The organism is Paenibacillus sp. J22P15 (assembly GCF_056269345.1).
Window position 1 is genome coordinate 368,017 of sequence record NZ_JBWDNT010000002.1, and the last position, 23,866, is coordinate 391,882.

15 protein-coding genes are annotated in these 23,866 nt (G+C 42.5%); 14 read left to right on the plus strand and 1 reads right to left on the minus strand.

Features of this window, described 5'->3' with window-relative positions; translation table 11 throughout:
• Nucleotides 1–13: 13 nt before the first annotated feature.
• Entirely contained in the window at nucleotides 14–925 is a 912-nt protein-coding gene (locus tag AC0YN6_RS06410) for an AraC family transcriptional regulator (protein ID WP_475745807.1), read from the minus strand.
• Nucleotides 926–1,058: 133 nt separating this feature from the next.
• Here AC0YN6_RS06410 and AC0YN6_RS06415 point away from each other — a divergent pair, with 133 nt between their 5' ends.
• The 14 genes from AC0YN6_RS06415 to AC0YN6_RS06480 all read left to right on the plus strand — a co-directional run bounded on the left by AC0YN6_RS06415 (nucleotide 1,059) and on the right by AC0YN6_RS06480 (nucleotide 23,747).
• Nucleotides 1,059–2,837: a glycoside hydrolase family 36 protein gene (locus AC0YN6_RS06415; RefSeq protein WP_475745808.1), complete on the plus strand. Its 1,779-nt coding sequence runs from the start codon at nucleotides 1,059–1,061 to the stop codon at nucleotides 2,835–2,837.
• A 210-nt stretch (nucleotides 2,838–3,047) separates the two neighbouring features.
• A complete protein-coding gene (locus tag AC0YN6_RS06420) occupies nucleotides 3,048–3,266 on the plus strand; it encodes a beta-xylosidase family glycoside hydrolase (protein WP_475746285.1) in 219 nt (72 codons plus the stop codon).
• Between the two features lie 350 nt (nucleotides 3,267–3,616).
• Nucleotides 3,617–4,690, plus strand: a complete 1,074-nt coding sequence (gene bglB / locus AC0YN6_RS06425) for a beta-galactosidase BglB (RefSeq protein ID WP_475745809.1) — start codon at nucleotides 3,617–3,619, stop codon at nucleotides 4,688–4,690.
• Nucleotides 4,691–4,744: 54 nt separating this feature from the next.
• Nucleotides 4,745–6,676: a hypothetical protein gene (locus AC0YN6_RS06430; protein WP_475745810.1), complete on the plus strand. Its 1,932-nt coding sequence runs from the start codon at nucleotides 4,745–4,747 to the stop codon at nucleotides 6,674–6,676.
• Nucleotides 6,677–6,869: 193 nt separating this feature from the next.
• A complete protein-coding gene (locus AC0YN6_RS06435; RefSeq protein WP_475745811.1) occupies nucleotides 6,870–7,772 on the plus strand; it encodes an ABC transporter permease in 903 nt (300 codons plus the stop codon).
• An 11-nt stretch (nucleotides 7,773–7,783) separates the two neighbouring features.
• On the plus strand, nucleotides 7,784–8,659 hold the full coding sequence (locus AC0YN6_RS06440; RefSeq protein ID WP_475745812.1) for a carbohydrate ABC transporter permease: 876 nt from the start codon (nucleotides 7,784–7,786) through the stop codon (nucleotides 8,657–8,659).
• A 102-nt stretch (nucleotides 8,660–8,761) separates the two neighbouring features.
• Nucleotides 8,762–10,339, plus strand: coding sequence for an extracellular solute-binding protein (locus AC0YN6_RS06445; RefSeq protein WP_475745814.1), 1,578 nt, complete (start codon nucleotides 8,762–8,764; stop codon nucleotides 10,337–10,339).
• Between the two features lie 179 nt (nucleotides 10,340–10,518).
• Nucleotides 10,519–14,685 carry a dockerin type I domain-containing protein gene (locus tag AC0YN6_RS06450; RefSeq protein WP_475745815.1) on the plus strand — a complete coding sequence of 1,389 codons (4,167 nt, stop codon included), beginning with the start codon at nucleotides 10,519–10,521 and terminating at the stop codon, nucleotides 14,683–14,685.
• Between the two features lie 319 nt (nucleotides 14,686–15,004).
• Complete coding sequence (locus AC0YN6_RS06455; RefSeq protein WP_475745817.1) at nucleotides 15,005–16,822, plus strand: sensor histidine kinase; 1,818 nt, start codon at nucleotides 15,005–15,007, stop codon at nucleotides 16,820–16,822.
• Nucleotides 16,816–18,366 (plus strand): response regulator, encoded by a 1,551-nt coding sequence (locus AC0YN6_RS06460; protein WP_475745818.1) that lies wholly within the window; start codon nucleotides 16,816–16,818, stop codon nucleotides 18,364–18,366. Before AC0YN6_RS06455 ends, AC0YN6_RS06460 begins: the two co-directional genes overlap by 7 nt.
• 143 nt (nucleotides 18,367–18,509) lie before the next feature.
• Nucleotides 18,510–19,835: an ABC transporter substrate-binding protein gene (locus tag AC0YN6_RS06465; protein WP_475745819.1), complete on the plus strand. Its 1,326-nt coding sequence runs from the start codon at nucleotides 18,510–18,512 to the stop codon at nucleotides 19,833–19,835.
• A gap of 88 nt (nucleotides 19,836–19,923) precedes the next feature.
• Nucleotides 19,924–20,799, plus strand: coding sequence for a carbohydrate ABC transporter permease (locus tag AC0YN6_RS06470; RefSeq protein WP_475745820.1), 876 nt, complete (start codon nucleotides 19,924–19,926; stop codon nucleotides 20,797–20,799).
• The gene (locus AC0YN6_RS06475) at nucleotides 20,796–21,617 is read left to right on the plus strand and encodes a carbohydrate ABC transporter permease (RefSeq protein ID WP_475745821.1); all 822 of its coding nucleotides are present in this window, start codon (nucleotides 20,796–20,798) and stop codon (nucleotides 21,615–21,617) included. The genes AC0YN6_RS06470 and AC0YN6_RS06475 overlap by 4 nt, the downstream gene beginning before the upstream one ends.
• Nucleotides 21,618–21,632: 15 nt before the next feature.
• The gene (locus tag AC0YN6_RS06480; RefSeq protein ID WP_475745822.1) at nucleotides 21,633–23,747 is read left to right on the plus strand and encodes an alpha-galactosidase; all 2,115 of its coding nucleotides are present in this window, start codon (nucleotides 21,633–21,635) and stop codon (nucleotides 23,745–23,747) included.
• The last annotated feature ends 119 nt before the right edge of the window (nucleotides 23,748–23,866 follow it).

Genomic DNA, 23,866 nt, shown 5'->3' on the forward strand with positions numbered 1-23,866 from the left:
AAAAGACGGTTTTTTAATAAGTCTGACTACGAATGCGTTTCCGGTATTGATTTGGCGATTCGTTGAGATGCCTGGAAAATTGCCTCGAAAAATAATGAACAGAAGAAAAGCCGAGTTTCTCAGCGATATGTGTAACCGAAAGGTTCGTCTCGCGAAGCTCGGTTTTTGCTTGTTTAAGTCGACAATTCATGTGGTACTGGTGGGGGCTGTCACCGGTTTCTTTACGGAACAGTTCGTAAAGATACGCTTCACTTATCTTAAAGTTAGTCGCCCAAACAGCTGGCTGAAAATCCTCCGTTAGATTGGCTGGCATCCATTCAAGTATCTTACGTATCCGAAGATCGTTTGGTTCAAAGGGATGAGCCATGAAATGTACAAATCCAACTAGAAATGTCTCGAACATTGAGCGCAGCCGGATGGCAGCCGTTAAGTCTTCGGAATCAAAATTGCGAATAACAGATAAATAGGCTTCAAGCCACTCAACTTGCGCAGGCACTTTTGTTTTCAAATTAGGCGGCCAGGGGATGAGGGGCTGAGCATCTGATATAATTTCGACCCGTGCTGCACTCATTTCGGGATCGTATGCATCAAGCTGGGACTCGTTGAGACGTTTGTCGCCTTTTTGTTTTGGCGATGTGATCCAGAGTAGATCGACGTAAACAGAAGCGTGCACCATCGGTTCTTCGCTGTCTGCGGCGTAACTATGAACAAGACCCGGCTCAATATAGAACAGGTCGTGCTGCTCCGCTCGGTGGTTCGTTTCGCCAATCCTAACGGTCCCCTTGCCGCTCTTGATATATGTAAACGTATGTGCATAGGGAAGTCGTGGACCGACTTTCTCTTTGGAACGAAAGGGATACACGCCAGCACCTAGGATGCGTGATCTGATGTCTTGAAAAGATACCTTGTGAGTTCGACCAGACATTTGTATATATCTCCTTGGAAATTCGTTATCTTGTCCTCGAATCGTGCAAAAAGTATAGCATATACCAAAGCCAGATTCACCTATTTTTTGTAAGATGATGGAGACACTAACTCTTAAATCGGAGGTTTAGACAATGAATGACTTTAAGTTTCATCTGAAGCAAGCGAAAGGGTTTGTAAGGTTGATGGGGGAACAGATGGTTGCCCCTGAACATATTGAATTGAAAAAGCAATGGAACGAAGACAGCTGCGCTTCAATGCTGATCAACCATGGAGGGGCAAGCTATAACATTAAAGAAATTGTACTGTTTCAGAGAGATTTGCCTTTCGATAGCAGTACTCCCTTATATGGTGAAGGCTACAGCAAGCTCTCGCAATACGTCGGTACGCTAGAAAGCTTTAATACCATTACGGGGTATAGTGATCGCGATCATTACAAAATTCCTCAAGCTGAAGGCTTCAACACCGTTTATAATCTTGCCTTACTCTCGCCAAAGAATGCCGACAACATCCTTATGGCCTTTACATCTTGCAATCGTTTTAACGGAGAGATCCGTTTTGGACAAGGAACTGTGGAAATTGTACTTGTAACAGATGGATTGCGACTGGAGGCTGGGGAAACCTGGGTTCTAGAACATTTCGCAATTTTCCAGGGGCCGGATCATAATACACTCTTCGAACAAGCAGCTGAGGCTATTCGCATTCATCATCTTCTTTTAGAAGTAGAGGAAACGCCAACAGGCTGGTGCTCCTGGTATTGGTATGGCCCCGGAGTGAAAGAGGAAGATATTGTTACTAATATGGATACGATGGCTGCGGAGTATCCAGAGCTCAAATATGTTCTAATTGATGATGGCTATCAAGCCCATATGGGGGATTGGTTAACTGCTGGTCCAGCTTTTAAAGATATGAAAGCACTTTGTCATTCGATCTTAGACAGGGGGCTTGAGCCAGCCATTTGGGTAGCTCCCTTTATCGCTGAGAAAGAATCCGATTTATTCAAAAATCATCCGAATTGGTTTATTAAAGACACCAATGGTAGTCCACTTCCTTCTGATACTGTGTCTTTTGGCGGCTGGCGAAATGGTCCTTGGTACATGTTGGATGGAACTCATCCAGAAGCGCAGCAATATCTAACACACGTATTTAAGACGATGAGGGAAGAGTGGGGCAGTAAATTTTTTAAATTGGATGCGAATATGTGGGGCGCTTTGCATGGCGGTTTATATTATAAGCCAAATACAACAAGGGTGGAGGCTTATCGTGAAGGGATGAAGGCCATACTAGCAGGGGCAGGAGCCGATAGCTTTATTCTTGGTTGCAATGCTCCTATGTGGCCATCTCTTGGAGTGGTTCATGGCATGAGAATCTCAGATGATACGGCATACACATGGAGTAAATTTAAAAAGAATTCTAAAGAGTGCTTTTGGCGTAATTGGCAGCATAATCAATTGTGGGTCAATGATCCGGATTGCGTTTTGTTAGAAAATAGTGCAAATAATCAAGTCGGACCCGACGGAATTAGTATAATTCGAGAAAGTCAGTTTACGGCGGATGAATTTCTGTTTCATGCAACCCATATTTATTGCTCTGGTGGAATGGTTCTGTCAGGAGACGACTTACAATTACAATCAAATAAAACAAAAGCCATTCTTCGGAAACTGATTATTCCAACGAATGTACCTGCAAAATTTGATGATAGAAGCTTCAAAGTCGGTAGAATCAATTTAGGCACTAAGCAATTGATTGCATTGTTTAACTACGAAGAAACAGCTGAAACCATGGAAGTAACATTGCCACAGCCCTGTTTCGTTTATGATTTCTGGACAGATGAGGAATTTGGTTATCATACTGAGAAAATAACGGTAGAAATTCGTACACATCATGCCAGACTCTTGGTTTGTGAAATCTAGAAAGAATAATGGTGGCAGGGGTAGCAATATGCGATAAGTTCATACATTGGCAAAAGCGGATAGGAGTCGTATGACTTCTATCCGCTTTTTTGCGCCACGCTTTTCTTTTTCGGTGAACTAATGGATTGGTATATGATGACTGTTAGTTATGGCAGGCAGGAAATTATAAAATATTACAATGAGGTCTGACACTTACTTCTTGTTGAATTTATCTATAAATCTTCTTGGTGTTATTTCCATAATCTTGGAAAAGACTCTCGTAAAATAATGAACGTTTGTAAGTGGCTGGTGAATATGGTGTTCGATCATCGGAGAGGAAAGAACGAGGGACGTTATACCGGTGCTTTTGTAGGAATGTGCTGCCAAGATCTCTCAGGTAAAAATGGTTACGCGGATTTCATTTTTTTTGAATATGTGAAAAATCATTGATCGTTTTATGACCGAAAAATTGATAATTGCTTCGCAATCGCATGGAGGGCTTAGAGCTCTCCTGCTTTTTTTTACCATGTTGAAGACGAAATATTGCTAATTGTAATCCAATCGCATGCGGGGCTAAATTTAAACCAGATGCAGCATGAAGAAATAAAAATAGGATTGGAGCGGGGAAACCTGAACATGAACATCCTAACAGAACAGGTTTGGCGGGAAATGTGGGAGCAGTAAGGGGAGGTACCTCGCGAATGCTATATGGAAATCAGGAGTACAGCATTGTTTGAAGGAGACACGAAGCTGGCAGAGCTTGTAGTCGACCCTCATAAAATAGAAAGCGGTGAAGCGTAATGCATACAACAATTGAACTTAACAAAATGGAAACGCACGCACTTATTGAGAAAGTAATTGGGCAGCTCAAGCATTTACAAGGCGGCGCTGTAGAAGAAACGTGCCCGATCGGCATTATTTCCATGGAGAACTGGGAGTGGCCGCAGGGTGTAGGTTTATTCTCACTCTACTTATATTATCGCAAGACAACCAGACAAGATATCAAGCAGTATTTAATCGACTGGTTTGATCGCAGAATTGCCGAAGGCCTTCCTTCCAAAAATGTCAATACGATGTGCCCGATGCTGACACTAAGCTTCCTCGCCGAGGAAACAGGGCGTGAAGACTACATGGCGCTCTGCCGTGAATGGGCTGAATATGCGGTGAAGGAAATGCCAAGAACGGAAGAAGGCGGCATACAGCACGTTGTCTCAGGTCAGTTGAATGAAGGCGAAGTCTGGGACGATACGCTATACATGACCGTGCTGTTCGTTTGCCGCATGGGGCTGCTGCTGAATGAGCAATCTTTTATCGACGAAAGTGTGTATCAATTCCTGATGCATCTCAAATATTTGACCGACCGCCGCACAGGACTGCTGTTCCACGGTTGGACTTTTAACGGCCGTCATCACTTTGCCGAAGCTCTGTGGGCGCGCGGTAATTCCTGGTACACGGCAGGGCTTGTTGATTATTTGGAAATGGTTGAGCTTCCGAAGCCAGTGGAGCGTCTGCTTCTCTCCGCATTGGAGCAGCAAGCGGCGAAGCTTGCCGAATTGCAGGCTGCCGACGGCATGTGGTACACGCTTCTCGACGATCCGAACTCCTATACGGAAACATCGGCCACGGCTGCTTTTGCCTACGGCATCTTGAAGGCGGTCAGAAAGGGCTACCTGTCTGAGTCCTACAGAGAAGTCGGCTCCAAAGCGTATGCCGCTGTCGTATCTCAAATTGATGCTGAAGGCGTCGTGAACGGCGTTTCCTACGGCACGGGGATGGGGCGCACGCTGCAAGCGTATCGTGATATTCCAATTTGCCCGATGCCTTACGGCCAATCCATGACTCTGCTTATGTTAATCGAAGGTTTGGAGCATTAAAGCAGATAATAATCCCGCGCTTACGTCTGTTAATTGATAGAGGAAGGTGTATACATGGAAAAGGCATATTATGACTTACAAGGACAAAAGGAGAGAGCGGACCAGATTCTAGGTCTGCTCGTCCGCTATCATTTGCAAGATTTCAATTCGGAAGGCGAGTATACAGGACCTGACACGGTTTTCGCTATTCGGGAGCGACTGTGGTTTGGGTATACGTTCCTGGCTGAAGGCTCAGAGCACGCTCGCGCGACGGGGAATACCATTATTGAAACTAGCAACTATCATCACTGTCACTTTGCGCCAAAGATTGCGATACAAATTATGATGAAATATGGCGATCGATTGACCGCGGGAGCTAGACAGAGGCTGATCATTTACCTGGAGGAGTCAATCGACGAATGCGCCATAGAAGAAATGGACTTTGTCGGCGTCAATGACAATTTCCCTTGCATGAGCACCTACGCTGCGCTGCTCGGCGGCAAGCTTCTATCGCGACCTGATATTTACGCTATCGGTGTGAAGCGCTTGCATCAATTGAAGAGTATGCTGATGCGCAGAGGCTTCGTCAGTGAGTACAACAGTCCTACCTATACGGGAATTCAAATCGAAACATTGGCTAGTTTGGCCGAGCATCTGGAGGATGCGGAACTGAGACAGATTGCACTGCAATGCGAGGAGCGACTGTGGGCCGATCAATTGGCGCGTTTGCATTTCCCTACTTCGCAAGTTGCCGGACCGTATACACGCGCTTACACCATTGATTCGGTGGGACATCGGGTGCATGCTGAGATCTACGCCGTACTTGGCGACCTGCTGACCGTCAATCCGTTCAATACGATATTTGCTTCTCGGGATGCAGAATCAGGATATCAGCTTCACCTTCATATGACGTTTGAACACATGGCGGTAGCCGCTATGATGTGTACGACCTACCATTGCCCGGAAGAGCTTGTTCAGCATGCGCTGAGCAAGAGCTATCCTTATGAAGTAACAGGCACGTCCGAATTTTCTTCTTCATCGGACGACCATGCCTTGCCATCTGATCACGATCCCGTCTTGTCGGCGGACTTGGTTGAGTATCCCGCAGGCGTCGGCTCGAATACGACTTATATGACAGAGGATTATGCGTTGGGCACAGCGACGCATGAGTTTCATAACGGAGATCATACGAATTCCTTTCAACTTCTGTTGCGTCGCGATCCTTCAAAGGAAACTTCTCTTCGCAATGCTCGGGCTGTGTACTCCAAGTACATTGTGAACGAGAAGAAGCCTGGGCAGACGAACGAGTATGAGCGGATGTCGACATCTGCAGGGGATTATCACATGTGGGATGAAGGGCGGAAGTTGGCTTTCCAGCACAAGCAGACAGCTATGGTGCTTTATAAGCCGAAGCGGTTTGGCCGATTGCAGGTGACGAGCCTGAAGTTGACTGTCCTTATGCCATGCCCATACAGCGAGCCTGACGAAATCTGGCTTGGCGATCGGAAGCTGGAAGAGTTGACGGGAGAAAGTCTGGAGCCTTGTCCAGTCTATGTCAAAGACGGCGCCTTATACATGGCGTTTCATCCGCTGCTGCTTACCAATCATGGCAGACAGGCGGCTGTCCGCGTAGAACGAGTGAATGGTTATCTGGCGTTGTCCTTCTACAACTACGAAGGAGAGGCCCGGGATTTTGATCCGAAAACATTCGTGTTAACGGGCAACGGCTTCGTCGTTCAAGTTTCCAGCGAAGACGAGTCAGGGGGCTTTGAAGCGTTTCGTGAGAAGGCGGGTCAAGCGCAGATTGAAGACAAAAACTCGTCAAGCCCACATTCTCGCCGTACAGTGCTGAGACGTACAACGTTCCAGTCGGAATGTGTAACACTCGCTTGTGAATACAGCCCGATCAGCGAGGGAATCCGCTATATGGAGGTGAACGGGCGGGCGCTAGCGAATGAGAAGCTTGCCATTACCGGGTATGATGTGAGCCGACTGCCGTTTATGTAAATGAACATCTATGTCAAACGTTATGAAAGCGTTTCGAAAAAATGATAATCGAATTGAAATGATGACCAAACGGTCAGGAATTCATTGCAAAAGTCCATTTCATACCTATACGAATTAATGGTAATTGCTTTGAAATGGATACAGACGTTAAAGTGATGGCAGATCAAACAAACGAAAGGAGGGAGGGAACGATATGAGCGAACTGCTGAAATCTTACAAAACACACAGAGCATTGATCTTCATGTTCCTTCCGGGGTTTCTGGTATTTCTTTTATTTCGATACGTGCCAATTTACGGATTACTGCTCGCTTTCAAAGATTACAAAATTCTGGAAGGCATTTGGGCAAGTCCGTGGGCTGGTTTGGATCATTATAAACAGTTGATTAACGGCCCGGGTTTTGTTTCAGCTCTAAGGAATACCGCAGTCATTGCGATTCTAAAGTATGTATTCGTGTTCCCAGCACCGATTGTACTAGCCTTGTTATTAAATGAGGTACGCAAATCGTGGTTCAGACGAACGATCCAGACAGTGACGTATTTACCGCATTTTTTCTCATGGGTCATTCTCGCAAGTTTGCTCTTTACATTTCTAAGTGCAGACGGGGCGATGAATGAAATCGTAAAGATGCTCGGCTTCGAACCTATTAACTGGGTTTCCGATCCGCACAAATTTTACGGTATCGTCGTTCTCTCGGATATTTGGGCAACTGTAGGTTGGAGCTCGATTATCTATTTCGCGGCATTGGCAGGAATTGACCCCACTTTGTATGAAGCTGCGATTGTCGATGGAGCCAGTCGATGGCATAAAGTAAGACATATTACGATACCTTCGCTGATTCCAACCATCATTACCATGCTGCTGCTTAGCATCGGAAACTTTCTGAATGTAGGCTTTGATCAAATTTATAATTTGACCACAGCGCCGACAATGGAAGTTGCGGACATTCTCGATACCTACGTGCTGCGTAAGCTTGTGGCGATGGATTATGAGCTAGGAACAGCTGCGGGATTTTTCACAGCGATAGTCGGTTTCATATTAGTACTTACGGCTAATCGATTAGTTAAACTCTATGATAAAGATCAAGGTCTATGGTAGGAGGTATGCATATGATTCGCAGAACAGCCGGAGAGAAGCTATTTGATGTTGTCAATACGTGCTTCTTATTGTTGCTCGCACTTAGCACGATATACCCGTTAATGAACGTATTGACGTATTCCTTAAGCTCGCCGCATACAGCGAACTTACCGGGATTACATTTTTTCCCGACAGAGCTTAACTTTGAACCGATTAAGAAAATACTTAGCAATCCGGATGTGTACCGAGCGTACGGGAATACGATCTTGAGAACGGTATTCGGTTCAATCATACTCGTATTACTTACGGCAATGATGGCTTATCCCTTATCGATTCGCACATTTCCGCATCGCAAATTCTTCTCCGTATTACTGGTCATAAGTCTAATGTTTAACGGCGGGTTAATTCCGACCTATCTCTTGGTTAAAAACTTAGGTTTGATCAATTCGATATGGGCGCTAATTTTGCCTCCAGCCGTGGGTGGTTTTAACGTCATGGTCATGCGCAACTTTATGCAATCGATTCATTCAGAGCTGCTTGAATCAGCGAAGATTGATGGTGCAAGTGAGTTTACTATTTTCTCACGAATTGTATTGCCATTATCCACACCTGTAATTGCTGTTATTGGATTATGGGCCGCAGTGTTCCATTGGAACGCTTGGTTCGATGCCATGATCTATACAACAGGACCTAAGTATGAGGTGGTTCAGATGTTTCTTCGCAGAACGGTGCTGAACGACTCTAATACATCACTTCTGATTGACCCTGCAAGAGAGGTTCAATTATACACATCTGTCACATTAAAATCAGCAACGATTATCGTTGTTACACTTCCAATCTTGCTCGTCTATCCATTCCTGCAGCGATACTTTGTTAAAGGTATCATGCTTGGTTCCGTCAAAGGCTAAATGGAGAAAGCAAATTCAAGTTACTTCGGTTATGAGAATTTCCTTAATTCAAAGGAATCCTTCATAATAATAGAAATGCAAATACACTGAGGAGGTCATTGAATGAAAAAAGTATTTGTAAAGACAGTAACAGTATGTGTTAGCGCTTTATTCTTATCCTCACTAGTCCTAACGGGCTGTGGAAAGTCGGCCGACACACCAGCCGCTTCGACTCAAGCAAGCAATCAGCCAACTGCATCAGCAACACCTGATCAGCCGCTAACGATTAGTTGGATGGTTCCGCAATTGACAGAGGAAAACTCTTACGGTCAGAAGTATCTGGAAGAGAAGTTCAACATTAAAATTAAACCATATATGATTTCTTCGGCTGATTATGCCCAGAAGCAGCAGGTTACACTCGGTGGCGGCGATATTCCAGACGTCATGATGGTGCTCGACCCAGTGGGCTTACAGAAGTACGCTTCTCAAGGTTTGCTGGCAGAAGTACCAGTAGACACAATTGCGGAAATGATGCCAAAGTATAAGGCAGCGCTTGATAAAGATGCACCGCAAGGCTGGTTCTATTCGCTAGCTGACGGTAAAAATTACGGTATCACGACATTCTATCCAAGTGGACGCTTTAATGCGAAAGCAGAGTGGCGAACAGATTTACTGGAAAAAGCGGGCATTGATAAAATTCCGACAACGATTGATGAAATGACAATTGCGTTCGAAGCGCTGAAGAAAATCGACGTCTATGGTATCTCCGCCGGGACGTCAGGTAGTCACTGGTTTGCCTTGTTCAAGCAAGTTTTCGGAGCTTACGGCGTAAACCCTCCGCAATGGATGCTGAAGGATGGCAAGGTCGTGAACAGCATTGTTCAGCCGGAGGTTAAAGCGGCTTTAACGACGTTGGCAGATTGGTATGAGAAGGGTTACGTGGATCCAGACTTTGTAACGGGCAAAGATTACAGAGAGAAATTTATTGCAGGCAAGCTTGCTTACTATGACTACGGTCCAGGGAACGATACGGACGAAAGCATCGCAACCTCTGGGATCAGTTTGGCGAAGAAAATAAATCCAGACGCGAAAATTGAGATTGCGCCGCTGCCTATAGGACCAGGAGGCCAAGGTGACTGGGCGTGGGGAGCTGCCGGCAATATCATTGCTTTCGGTAAACAGCTTGAGAAGCAACCAGAGAAAATGAAGAAGATTATGGAGATTCTTGAAACGGTCAACATGAGCGATCAAGGCTTCATGGATTTGGCACTGGGTAAACAAGGTACTGACTGGGATTACATTGACGCTGCTAAGAAGCAAGAAGGCGGAGCCAAGTTGCTGGCGCCTAACGATAACCTAGATAAGCGCTTTGGTATGGGGCTTGGTGACGGCGCTTCCTTTAATCCGTTCACTCGTCAATTCGCTGCCGAAGTTTCGGACAAATGGGCTGTTGCAAATCTTCAATTGGCAGAGGCATTCAACATGCCTAAAGTTGACTTGTTCGGTAAACCAGACGTATTGCCTTCTTCAGGAAAATATTGGAATGATCTAATGAATTTGAAAATTGAAACGTTCGCTTCGATCGTTTCCGGCGCGAAGCCCGTGTCTGCTTTTGATGATTTCGTGAAGCAGTGGAATGCACAAGGCGGCGAGCAATTGGAGAAAGAAGCAAATGAGCTGTATGCACAATTGAAGAAATAAGGTTAACAACATCAAAGAGAACGCAAAGGGAATTGATAGATATTATCGGTTCCCTTTGCTTTTTGCAAACAATTAAAGCGTTTAAATTTTTCTGACGAATGTAGAGGGGAGTTGAGCGATTCAGCTTAGGGACTTGCATCTTGGTCAGTCTACTACTAACTAATTTGGGAGGAACAAGCATGATTGAAAAAAATAATAATTATGTAAAAAAAGCGCTCGCGTGTTTGTGCAGTCTAAGCTTGATTGTATGGGCGGCTGCGGCTATGCCGGCTCCTGCCGCTCACGCGGCGAGCCAAGCAACTTACTTTGTCGACCCTGTGAACGGTCTGGATACGAACGACGGTACGTCAACTTCTAGCGCATTCCGATCGATCGAGCATGCCAGAGACGTTGTGCGGACAATCAACAGCAGCATGACTGACGATATTGAAGTGCAGCTGAGAGGCGGCACATACACGCTAACGAACACCTTGAACTTCACCGATGCGGACTCCGGAACCAATGGTCATAACATCATTTACAAAGCCTATAATGGCGAAAAGCCGGTCATCAGCGGCGGCAAGTCGATTACCAGCTGGACGTTGTATGATGCAAGTAAAAATATTTACAGCGCAAATGCAGGCGATATTGAGACGCGGCAGCTGTTTGTCAACGGCAAACGAGCTACGCGAGCGAAAAGCACTGGAATTCCATCGCCACTTACTTTCGTGAAATCGACCGGTTACACGGCAACGGGTTCTGTTTATGCCAATAGCTCGATTCCGATGGATCAATGGGGCAATCCGAGCGACATTGAGTTTGTCTACAAGAGTGGATGGACAGCTCCAAGAATCGGCGTCAGCAGCATTACGAATAATGGAACGACAACGACAATTGCCTTTAAGCAGCCCGGATGGACATCTGTGACCAATAAAGGCCCCAACACTTCCGTAGACGGAGGGCAAAATCCCAGTGCTCTTCCCTGGTATGTCGAAAACGCTTACGAGCTTCTGGATACCGAAGGCGAATGGTATATGAACCGCGCTACGGACACAATCTACTATAAGCCAAGATCTGGAGAAAATTTGTCGATAGCATCCGTGGTCGCACCTGTATTGGAAGAATTGGTACGCGTACAGGGAAGTGATCTGGATCATAAAGCAAGCAACATCCAATTCTATGGGATTACCTTTTCCTATGCAACCGAATTAAGGGCAAGCAGTAATCTAGGACATCCTGATGTACAGAACAATGTAAGGCAAGATTTTGATGGTCAGGTAAGAATCGACAGCATCATCAAAGCGGCCGTCAATTTAAAATACGCTCAATCGATCAAGTTCGAACGAGATATTTTCGAGCATCTTGGCGGTACCGGGCTAAACATGTATACAGGATCCCAGGACAGTCCAGTTATTGGTTCGAAATTCTCCGACATTTCGGGTAACGGGATACAAATTGGGGATTACACAGGGATTTATATAGTGGGCACGGAAAACTACTTTAATAGTACTGATAGTCGTGTCATGCTGCGAAATAATGATGTGACGAATTGTTACTTTACAAATATCGGAGCGGAGTATTTCTCTTCAACTGCCATAGGTGCCAGCTTACCGCAGGATATGGATATTTTGCATAATGAGATTGCGAACGTTCCTTATTCGGGCATGCACATTGGCTGGCATTCCGACGGGACCATAAAGTCATCCATCCATAAAAATACAAACATCCAATATAACTATGTCCATGATTTAATGTCGGTATTGCGCGATGGTGGAGGGATTTATACTATTGGGTATACTGGCGGCGATTCATCGAATCTAGGCACGATTGCCAACAACTATGTGCAAAACCAATATAACGAATATGGTGCTTTATATCCGGACAATTTTAGCAGTTGGTGGAATCTCACGAATAACGTTGTTAATAATGCACCTAGACTTTTTACGAGTAATTCAGATACTCATATTACGCTTACTAACACGTACACGACTACATCTATTATCTCAGCTAACGGTGGTGGTGTTACCGTTTCCGGTACGACAGTCGTCACGAATGGAAATTGGCCAGCTGCAGCGCAAACGATCATGAATAATGCTGGATTAGAGAGCACTTACGCGGATATTAAGCCCCCTGTCCCGCCTTCTGCTCAACCTGTAGCAACACAGATGCTTTTCCAGAACTTTAATGGGGAGACAACGGGAAGCAGTCCGGCTGGCTGGACAACGGATCAGAATGGAGGCACAATTCAGGTGGCAGATATACCAACTGCAACCAATAAAGGTTTCCAATTCAATAAGACCGTTGCCAGTATCAATTCCATGAGCGCTGCTAGAACCTTCACTCCTGTAACATCAGGCAGTGTTGATATAAAAGCAAGAGCAGATCAAACGAATGCAAATAGTACCATCGCTTTACTGTCTGATGAAGTAAATACGGCCGTCGTTGCCGTTCGATTTAATAGCAATGGGAAGATAGGATTTATGAATAATAACAGCTGGCAAGATACCGATGTTTCTTACACGGCAGGCACATGGTATAAAATTAGAGTTGTATTTAATTCTGATACAGATACGTTCGATTTTTATATTGATGACATTTTGAAATTAAAAGACGAGCCTTTTATTGCTGCTGGTGGAAAAATAGTTAAGCTTAGCAGCGGTATCGATAAGGATGACATTGGAACGATGTATGTGGATGATTTGGATGTTTTCTCCTATCCGATTGCCCCATCACAGTTATCTTTCCAGAACTTCGATACGGAAACAACCGGAAGCGCTCCGGCGAATTGGACCCTAGCCCTGAATGGAGGAACCATTCAAATAGCCGAAGTACCAAGCTCGTCAGATAAGAGTATGAAATTAAATAGGACGGCTACAAGTGGCTCAACAATGAGCGCAACTAGAATTTTTGATCCGATAGAATCTGGTAGTTTTGAACTGAAAGTTCGAGCAGAAAAAACCAATGCATTTGCCTATATTGCTGTTTTGAGTGATGCCAAAAATGCAACCGCCGCATTTATAGGGTTTAAAAGTGACGGTAAAATCGGCTACAATCCTAATGGCACTTGGGTTGACTTTCCTGTTCCTGTGTCTTATACAGCTGGGACATGGTACACAGTCAAAATTATTTTTAATACCATTACAGATAAGTATGATGTGTACATTGACGGTATTAAAGTATTAGATCAGAAGCCCTCATTTAACGCTGGGGGGACGGACGGTATTGTCAAAATAGCTTCTGCGGTTTATGGCGGGAATTCTGATACCCTTTATGTTGATAATGTGAATGTCTTATCGTATCAGGACAAGGCACCACCTGTTTACACGATCACATCAAGTGCTGGAAGCAACGGTACGATTAGTCAGAGTGGCAGTGTTCCTATAACATCCGGATCAGATGCTACCTTCATGATCACACCGAACACAGGATATATGATTGATACGGTGACCGTAGATGGTGCAATTGCAACGGTATCCAGCAATTTCTACACATTTACAAACGTTACGAGCAATCATACGATTAGTGTGACATTCAGACCAATTGGACAGCCTCAAGCTACTTTAACTGGCAAACAGCAGGTAGCCCCAAGTCAAACTTTTGATGTAACGATGGGCTTGAGCAGTGTTACACAAAGTGTATACCAGCACATGTATGCGCAAGATGTGACGCTTCATTATGATCCGGAACTTTTGAAGTTTGAATCAGTTACATCGCTCAAAGACGGGTTTCAAATTATTGACAAGAAAGAGGAAGTACCGGGACAAATCCGAATTGTTGCAGCTAGCGTAGCTGCAGCGCAAGGCGTACTTGCCCAAGGTGATGTATTGTCATTCAAGTTTACAGCTAAAGCTGCAGCCGATACAGTGAATACGACAATCTCTGTGAGTGATGTGTTCATTGCTAACAAAGATGGGGATGAGCTTGCGGTTGGTGGAGCTTCAACTGAGGTTCAAATTAATATCCCAGTGGATAAGTCGCAGTTGAATGCAAAGATCGCGAGCGCTCAGGCTGCGTATGAGGCTGCAGTGGAAGGAAATAGTGACGGATTGTATGCGGCTGGATCCAAAGCTGTATTACAAGCGGCTATCGATGCAGCAGCTACGACAGCAAACGACTCGAATGCGACGCAGGAGCAAGTGGACACTGCGAGAGCAACATTAGCATCAGCCATTGAAGCGTTTGAAAACATGAAAATAAACGCAGATGTGAATGGTGGAGGAGTCCGTATTGGTGACTTGGCTATTGTAGCTGCAGCATATGGCACACAACCAGGTCAAGCGGGCTGGAATGTGAAAGCAGATGTCAATAAAGACGGTAAGGTTGATATAGAGGATCTGGCTATTGTAGCCAAGGCGATCTTACAATAAAATAAATCAGAAGCAAGAGAGCGGAAGCGGTAATCTTGATACGTGCAGATGGTTGGACTAGGTAATGTGCCTGTCTAGCCATCTGTTTTTTTGTGTTGTTAATATGTGTCTATTTGTCTTCTAATTAGCTTTTTATTGAAATGATAAAGAAGATTTATGAAGAAATTGTAGTTTTTTATAGTTTTCATTGTTTCTTATTCTAGTATGAAAGTTTATAATCATTCCTACATGAATTTTAGAGGAGACATCTAAAGAAACATTTCAATACCTAATACGATTGAAGGAGCTTTATAAAAATTCGTTTTGAAAGGATTTGCATATGTTTAAATCCAGAACCATTCAATCAAAACTGTTCTTTAGCTTCTCTTTATTAATCATTGGTGTTGTAATCGCATTTGTTCTAGTTTTTTATATTTACATATCAAAAATATTAGAAGCGAAAGCTTCCGAATCTTTATATCAAATCACAAGCCATATTTCAGCTGAATTTGATTCACAACTTAAAATGATGAACTCCTCTTCAGAAAAAATTTTATTTTCGAAGTCGCTTAACCACCTTTTCTTTTCCGATATGTTCCAATTAACCAAATCCACCATAGACCAACAACGCCAATTCAATGATATCTTGTTCTCAATCATGGGTTATGACAAAAATGTCTCACGAATCAATATGTTCCGAATGTCCGGCGAATTTGCCAGCATTGGTGATAATTCTGTATTCTCGATCATTTCGCCCGACAAAATTGCTAATGTCCAATGGGTAAAAAATACATTTGATAAAAAAGGAAATAAACTGATATCACTTCCGCATAACGATGATTGGGGTTTGAAGCAACGTGCGGTCATTTCTTTAAGCAGAGCGTTTGCCCCAACCTGGGGTTCAAAAGAAACAAGTATACTTGAAATTCAACAAGACTATCGACTTTTTACGAATATTATTGAGAATGCTTTGGTCAAACCGGATTCAAAAATAAGTAAAGAAATCAAAGTCTATGTTTTGAATCAGGATGCACAATTAGTTTATCCCTCCGAGAAAAATCAATCTGCTGAACTATACTGGAAATACATAAATAACTCTGCGAATAATAATGCTACTTTTTCAGTTCTAAATACAAATACCAATAGTGAGGATATGTTGGCTTACAACTATTCTTCTTTTTCAGGGTGGACAGTGATAGCTGTCGAGTCCAAGAATTCAATGCTTAAACCGGTAATGGCCTTTAGGAATGTTATGCTCATTGCTGGCTTCTTTACAATATTAATTACATTACTTATTTCTTATTATGTATCCAGGACTTTGACTAACCCGATAAAAAAAATGCATAGATCGATAAGGAGCCTAGATTTATCTTCCCTTTCACCCAAATTTTCTTCGACGATTGCAAGTAATCTTAATGAAATCGAGCAATTAAACTATTCTTTTCAAGAAATGCGTTTGAGGCTGCAAGAATCTTTGCAAGAGGCTATATCTTCACGTGCTCACGAACTTGAGGCCCGAATGTTCGCATTACAAGCGCAAATGAATCCTCATTTCCTTTACAACACCATTACTAATGTTAGTGTTATGGCGGAAGAAAATGGCCAACAGTCAATCGTTGAGGTATGTGAAAGTCTTTCCGTAATGCTGCGTTACATATCTTCCGAACATGCCACTCCCGTGAGGTTAAAGGATGAGATCGAGCATACCTTGAATTATTTGAAGCTTATGAAATTAAGGTTTGAAGATCAACTTATGTTTCATATCGAAGTGTCTGAAAAACTGCTGGATCTCGCATTCCCAAAATTAATCCTTCAGCCTTTAGTCGAAAATAGCATGAAATATGGCATTAATGTAGATCCTCCTTGGATCATTACCGTTTCAGGCACATGTTACCTGGACAAATGGGAACTTAAGATTCGTGACAACGGTCAAGGTTTCAAGGAGAGTGAGATCGCTTATTTCATGGAGCAATTCGAGAATACAGATCCATTAGAGAGAATACCCGCATTAAAAATTAACGGTATGGGATTATTGAACATTTATATCAGGTTAAGACTTTTATTCGGAAATAAATTGATATTTCAGCTAGGCAATCATCCCGAGGGTGGGGCCGTTGTTTCGATTAGCATTAACTACGAGGGGGATGTAAATTGCTGAAGACATCTAAGTATCGTGTTGTTGTTGTTGAGGATGAACCGAAGATTCGTAGAAACATCGTACAAAAAATTGTTGATTCCAATCTCCATTTCGAAGTAGTAGGTACAGCCTCCAACGGGGTAGAAGCGATTGCCTTAATTAAATCTGTTCAGACCGACGTTGTGTTCACGGATATCAGAATGCCCAAAATGGATGGGTTGGAGTTGATTAAACAAATAAAAAACGAATTTCCAGAAATTCATATAGTCATACTGAGCGGTCATTCTGAATTTGAATATGCAAAAACAGCCATGAAAATGGGTGTTCGGGATTACTTGCTTAAACCATTGAATTTAAATTCATTAATTGAAACTTTAAGTAATATTACAATTAGCTTGGATATGAACAATTCAAACTTAGTAAGAAATATTTTGACCTCAGATATTTATGGTTATCCTGCAATCTCGGAGTCGCTGGCTCCTGAGGATGAGAATTTTTTACTCTTTCTAATTTGTATCGGTAACTTATGCCCTCATATAACTTCCTTGCAGCTAAGTACGATCTTCCAAGACCATTGGATGGAATTTTCATTAAATGATATTCTCAAAAACTCTTTACATGAGCATGAAGAGTGGTGGATCATCGATGAAAAAACACCAAACCATAAATTCCTATTAATTGCAGCAAATCATAGACAGCCTGACGATATTATGAATATTGCAGATGATATTAAACAGAAAATTTTATATCATAATCCTTCATTTGCAATAAATATATGTCATAACGGATGCCTCATTAAACGCAGAGACATTTGGGAGAAAGCTCAGGCTCTTCGATTCACATTGGATTGCGAATTAGTTTTAGGAATATCTAATGTCTTTACTCTGAAAAATGAGAAGCAAGCAAAAAAAGCGCCAATCTTAATTGATCAATTGTTTCGCAACAAAATGGTTTCGTTTATACAATCCGGGGAAAAACCACTCCTGAAAAAAGAAATTTTTCACTTGCTTAGAAGCTGGGATCAATTGAAATACCCGCAAAGATTATTAGAAACAGCAACAAATCAATTAATCAGAAACTTACACATGCATACGGAAACATTATCTGAAGAAGAAATTTATCGACTCGAATATGGTTTATACGAAAAGCTTGCGATTGCACCAGACTTTCCTAGCATCTTCGAGGATATCTGGGAAATTATTGATCGTATGATCAGCATTAAGAAAGATGAGGAATCGGATACTAAAAAAATAATTGATCAAATAGCTGATTATATTCGATTGAACTTTACTGAATTCATTAATATTGAGGATACAGCACAAAAATTTCATTTTACACCTGCATACCTTTCAAAATCATTTAAAAAATTTTATGGGGAAACTCCTTTGAAATACTTAATCAAATTACGCATAGAAGAAGCCAAGCGATTGCTGCAAGAAAACCCTCAGTATGATATCGGAAAAATTGGAGAAATTGTCGGTTATTCAGACCAACATTATTTCAGCAGAATATTTAAAAATTCAACAGGAAAAAGTCCCTCAGAGTACAGGGAGCATGATCGGTAAATAGGCGTCAGGAATCACCAAGACAAAAATGTCCACGTACAAAAGTCTGATTCATCCATGTATCTGATCAGAATGTTGATTTATGATAATTACAAGGTCGGCCACCCAAATAAACAGAACATAAAAAGGAGGAGTCGGATCACATGAAGCAAGCAAACAAATTAAAAGTATTAAGCAGTATGTTTACAACTATCGCGTTGGTAGCTGTACTGGCAGGATGCGGGTCTACGGGCTCAAATACAATAACGACTTCGAAGTCTACTGAAAATACGACAGCAGAGGCGACGGCAGCTCCTAAAAAAGGTGTAACTATCAAGATTGCGTCTTCTGCCAACTGGACGAAAGACATTGACAAACAACTTGCCGAGCAGTTCAAAGCTGAAACAGGAAATACGATTGAGTTCTCTATTTCACCAGATGATCAGTATTCCAATGTTTTGAAGGCCAAATTTGCTACAGGAGAAGGTCCAGATGTATACCTTACTCAAAGTGGAGTCGGTATGAAAGAATTTTTGCCAGACAAACATGCGCTTGATCTCTCCAACGAGCCATGGGTGTCTAGGTACACAGATTGGGCCAAGGCGGGAACGACTTATGATGGTAAAGTGATTGCTTTAAATACATGGTCGGTAGATGGATGGGGATTACTTTATAATAAGTCCTTGTTTGACCAAGCAGGGCTTCAAGTTCCAACGACTTATGAACAATTTTTGAAGGTTTGCGAGGCGCTTGCATCCCAAGGGATCACACCGATCTACGAGCCGGGAAAAGCAGAGTGGCATCAAGAGGTTTGGCTGAATGCATTCAGCGCAATGATCGCCAAAAAGAACTCGGGAATATATGACCAGTTTAATAATAATACAGCGAAATTCGCAGACCAAAAGGATCTTGAGACCGGTCTTGCGCAAATGAAAGAAATCGCTGACAAAGGATATTTAGGTAAAGATTTCTTGTCACAAACTTGGGAAAATTCAGTAGATGCAATGGGATCTGGTAAATATGCTATGATGCTAACCTACTCTACGTTCCAGAACGAAGTTTTAGCCAAATTCCCTGAAAGTAACGCAGATCTATGGGAGATGTTTCCTATCCCTTTGGCTGACAATAAAGCTTGGGCCATGTCTGCTGGCGGAATTGTTCGTTCCATTAATAAAGACTCTAAAGTCATTGATGCGGCGAAAGAATATTTTGATTTCTTAGCAAAGAAGGAAAATCTTGAGGTTTATTATGCAGGAAGACCTGATTTAGGTCCTATTTCTTTCACAGATGTCGAGGGTAAGACAACTAGAGCTTACGCGTCTGTTATCACAAACTCGCCAGAAGGGACTGCATTGGATTTTGAAGGCGGCGTTCAATTCTGGAATCAATCGGTTATTGGAAAAAATGTTCAAGACTTGTATTTAGGCGGAAAAACACCAAAGCAAGTTCTAGAAGCTATAGATGCTGATCGTGCAAAAATGTTTAAATAATTAATCGAAGGGAGCTTGACGATTGCTTAATATATCGATCAAGCTTCCTTCATTTATAAGTCAATTTGAAAGACTGGGTGACTAGATCATGCACATAAAAAAATTGTATAGTCGTACATTTATCATTCCTGCCATTTTTTTATATACCTTATTCTTTATAGTTCCTGTAGCAGCGGGTATGTATTATTCCCTCACCGACTGGTCTACTATTAAAACGGCCGTTACTTTTATCGGGATGGATAATTATAAAGAAGTATTTTCATCGACAGGCCCATATTTAAATAGCATTATTCATACCTTTTCATTTACCTTTTTCACAGTTATTTTTAAAGTGTTATTCGGTCTTTTTCTAGCTATTTTGCTGAATGAAGGATTGAAGTCGAGGAACTTATTACGCACCGTTTTTTTTATGCCATATACGCTGGCGCCCTTAATTATCGGTATCGTATTTGTTTCCATATTAGCACCTCAAGGCCCGTTGAATTCAATACTGGAGTTTGTGGGGTTAGGTCAATTTACCCGCAGTTGGCTCACTGACAAGAGCGTTGTATTGGCATCGACAATGGGAGTTGAAGTGTGGAGAATGGTTGGATGGAATATGGTCATTATTTTGGCCGGGCTGCTTACGATCTCTAAGTCTTATTATGAAGCCGCTTCACTCGATGGAGCCGGTAAGTGGCAGCAATTTATTAAGATTACAATTCCGTTTCTAATGCCTGCGTTAACGATCGCAACGATTTTAAATACGATCCATGGTCTTAGAGTATTTGAAATTATATATGCATTAACCAATGGCGGTCCAGGAGACTTGACCGAGGTTATCAATACACAAATATTTAATGAGTTTTCTGTCGGCCGTTACGGAATGTCGAATGCGCTTGGCGTCATTGCATTTTTGATTACTCTAGTTATTGCTTTTGTGATGAAGAAGCTAGTTACAGATAAGGAGGAGGATTCTGAGTGAGTAGAAACTCTATTTATCTAGTAACCAAAGAGCTCTTTACCTGGATATTAAGTTTATCTATACTCCTACCGGTATACCTCATTGTTATTAATTCCTTAAAAACATCCAACGAAGCGAATTCGATGAATTTTAATCTTCCAAATTCGTTTCAATGGTCTAATTATATGGAAGCCATACAAAAGGGCAACTTGCTGCAGTCATTTTTCAATAGCTTATTAATGTCATTTGTATCGGCAGCTATAAGTATTTTAGTTACAGCAATGGCGGCTTTTGTTATATCCAGAAACAAAGATAAATGGAACAAATTAATATATAACTATTTTTTTATAGGACTGGTTGCCCCGTTGAACTATATCTCAACAATAAAAGTTCTTCAGATGGTTCATCTGCAAAATAGTTTTACTGGCATCATACTAATATTCGCCACACTAGGAATTCCGTTTGCTATGTTCCTGTTTTATGGATTTATCGGCAGTGTGCCCAAAGAGCTTGATGAGGCTGCGATTATTGACGGCTGCGGATTGGGGAAACTATTCTTCCATGTTGTATTTCCACTTTTAAAACCTGTAACGATTACAGGCTTTATATTGAATTTTCTCGGTGCATGGAATGATTTCGTTACACCATTGTATCTTTTGAACAGTCAAGAAAAATTAGGAATGATCAATTCTATTTATAATTATTTTGGGGTTCACTTTAATGAATGGAATATGATTTTTACAATTATTGTTTTAACAGTAATGCCTGTTCTGATTCTATATATACTTGGTCAGAAATTTATTATATCCGGTATGACTTCAGGCTCAGTAAAAGGGTAAGATGGAGGGATTTATTTGATACGACACGATGCTTCAAGAAATATTTGGGTTCTTGAGGGGAAGCACATTTCCTACGCATTAGGATTAAGTAATCACGGTACAATTAATCATATTTACTTCGGAGAGAAACTCCCGCTTCTTTCAGACTATCCTAAGGCGGACAAGATCTCGGAGTACCCCTATACCTATGGCAGCGAACTAAGCGAAGAAGAGTATTTGGGATGGGGGAAAGCCAAATATACGGAGCCAAGCTTAAAAGTGATATTTCATGATCACGTGAGAGATCTCAATCTGAGATTTGTAGATTTTGAAATATCGGAGGAGACACTTCTGTTGGTACTTAAAGATACACACTATCCTCTGGAGGTTAAGCTTTATTATCATGTCGTCGTAGATTGTGATCTGATCGAAAGGCGCTGCGAGATTGTAAATCATGGCGAGACGAGTGTCACATTAGAGCAAGCATTGACCGGCTCTATTTATTTACCAAGGGAAGGAGAGTATAGACTAACGTATCTGACAGGCAGATGGCCCGCGGAAACGCAATTGAAGAGAGTGAATTTGCCAGACACCAAGCTAGTGCTTGAGAGTAGAAGAGGTACAACTAGCCATTATGCCAATCCCTTCTTTATGCTGGATCACGAAGGAAAAGCAGATGAAACTCACGGTGAGGTTTACTTTGGGGCTCTAGCCTTCAGCGGGAACTGGAAGATAGTGATCGAGAAAGATAAGTTTAACATGGTGAAAATTAGCGCGGGGGTAAATGACTTCGATTTTTCATGGAGTCTCAGGCCTAAAGAGAGTTTCTATACACCGAATTATGTTGTTGGTTATGTAAACCAAGGGTTTGGTGAGGCCAGCCGAAATCTTCACAACTACCAGCGCAGGCATGTGCTGCCTGAAGAGAATAGAAGTAAGCTGCGGAAAGTGCTTTACAATTCGTGGGAGGCCACGAGCTTCGATGTAAATGAAGAGCAACAGGTTAAGCTAGCAGAAATCGCGTCACAATTAGGCGTAGAGCTGTTTGTTATGGATGACGGTTGGTTTGGCGCTCGCAACTCGGATCAAGCAGGGCTTGGAGACTGGGTTGTCAACCCGGATAAGTTTCCGAATGGACTCCATGGCTTGATTCGCAAAGTGAATGCTCTTGGGATGGAGTTTGGACTTTGGGTCGAACCGGAAATGGTGAATCCCGACAGCAATCTGTATCGAAGCCATCCGGACTGGGTCTACCATTTTAACACGAGAGAGCGGACTCTGGTAAGAAATCAACTCATCTTAAATCTGGCTAGAGATGATGTGAGACAGTATATCTATGATTGTGTCGACAGACTTCTTTCTGACCATCCGATTACTTTCATCAAATGGGATATGAATCGAAACTTCAGTGAGCCAGGGTTTCCTTATGCAGCGCCGGAAGAACAAAAGGAAATCTGGGTTCGCCATGCTTTAGGCCTTTACGAAATTGTAGAAAAACTGAAGCATAAGCATCCTAAGGTTATCTTCCAAGCATGTTCCGGTGGAGGAGGACGCGTGGATATGGGAATCCTGAAATATTTTGACCAAGTGTGGCCAAGCGATAACACGGATGCATTTGACCGCTTGCGTATTCAAGAAGGTTTCTCCTACGCCTACTGCGCCAAAATTATGGAATCATGGGTTACAGATGAAGTGAACTGGGTAAACGGCAGAAAGCTGTCACTGGCGTACCGCTTTCATTGCGCCATGATGGGTAACCTGGGAATCGGAGATAACCTTCTGAACTGGGATGAGGATGAGCGTGAAGAAGCAAAAGAACTGATCCAACTATACAAGGAAATAAGATCGGTCATTCAACACGGACAACAATATAGACTTCTTTCAGTCAGGGAAAGTATTTTGTCATCGGTGATGTATGTAAGCGATAACCAAGATGAAGCGGTCGTGTTTGTATTTCTGCACTCGAATAACTTTGGTAACGAGCTTTCACGAATTCGTTTACAGGGTCTGGATGAGCAATCCGTGTATCAGGTTGAAGGAATGGAGCAGCCCCTTAGCGGTATGGCTTTAATGAAAATGGGCATTCAGGCAGACCTCAAAGGGGATTTTCAAAGTATGATCAAACGAATCCGTAAAGTTGAAATGAAGTAACACTGCCCTCGAAATGAAATTTTAAGTCCGGAATGACTAACTTCCAGATTTTTTTAAGAAGACATTATGCAAGCGCTTTATTACTGCATAAAAGGGGGGAGCCGTATCGCTTCATTGTT

Bases quoted from the DNA above. Each gene is read 5' to 3' on its own strand.
- AC0YN6_RS06410 (WP_475745807.1), bottom strand. From the start codon at position 925: ATGTCTGGTCGAACTCACAAGGTATCTTTTCAAGACATCAGATCACGC.
- AC0YN6_RS06415 (WP_475745808.1), top strand. From the start codon at position 1,059: ATGAATGACTTTAAGTTTCATCTGAAGCAAGCGAAAGGGTTTGTAAGG.
- bglB (WP_475745809.1), top strand. From the start codon at position 3,617: ATGCATACAACAATTGAACTTAACAAAATGGAAACGCACGCACTTATT.
- AC0YN6_RS06430 (WP_475745810.1), top strand. From the start codon at position 4,745: ATGGAAAAGGCATATTATGACTTACAAGGACAAAAGGAGAGAGCGGAC.
- AC0YN6_RS06435 (WP_475745811.1), top strand. From the start codon at position 6,870: ATGAGCGAACTGCTGAAATCTTACAAAACACACAGAGCATTGATCTTC.
- AC0YN6_RS06440 (WP_475745812.1), top strand. From the start codon at position 7,784: ATGATTCGCAGAACAGCCGGAGAGAAGCTATTTGATGTTGTCAATACG.
- AC0YN6_RS06445 (WP_475745814.1), top strand. From the start codon at position 8,762: ATGAAAAAAGTATTTGTAAAGACAGTAACAGTATGTGTTAGCGCTTTA.
- AC0YN6_RS06450 (WP_475745815.1), top strand. From the start codon at position 10,519: ATGATTGAAAAAAATAATAATTATGTAAAAAAAGCGCTCGCGTGTTTG.
- AC0YN6_RS06455 (WP_475745817.1), top strand. From the start codon at position 15,005: ATGTTTAAATCCAGAACCATTCAATCAAAACTGTTCTTTAGCTTCTCT.
- AC0YN6_RS06465 (WP_475745819.1), top strand. From the start codon at position 18,510: ATGAAGCAAGCAAACAAATTAAAAGTATTAAGCAGTATGTTTACAACT.
- AC0YN6_RS06470 (WP_475745820.1), top strand. From the start codon at position 19,924: ATGCACATAAAAAAATTGTATAGTCGTACATTTATCATTCCTGCCATT.